Annotated in this window: 1 pseudogene; it reads right to left on the bottom strand. The window is 57.2% G+C overall.

What is annotated here, in order from left to right:
* Positions 1-250 (bottom strand): annotated as a pseudogene (locus tag SB717_RS38175) (peptidase domain-containing ABC transporter); the annotation flags it as partial.

The following is a 250-nucleotide window of genomic DNA, read 5'->3' as shown; positions in this document are numbered from 1 at the left end:
GCGGTAGGTGCCTTCCACACCAATTAGTTCACTGTGCCGGCCCTTTTGCACAACCTGTCCATCCTCCAAGACGAGGATGAGATCGGCTGCCACGATTGTGGACAACCGGTGGGCGATGACGATTTGTGTGCAGTTCAATTCCCGCAGACTTTCGCTGATTCTCGCCTCCGTCACCGTATCCAGCGAACTCGTGGCTTCATCCAGCACCAGGATCTTTGGGTTTCGCGCAATGGCGCGTGCCAGCGCTACC

Source organism: Priestia sp. SIMBA_032 (assembly GCF_046535215.1).
Lineage (GTDB): Bacteria > Bacillota > Bacilli > Bacillales > Bacillaceae_H > Priestia > Priestia aryabhattai.
The sequence above is the reverse complement of the archived record's forward strand: the minus strand, read 5'-3'. Positions and strand labels throughout refer to the sequence as shown.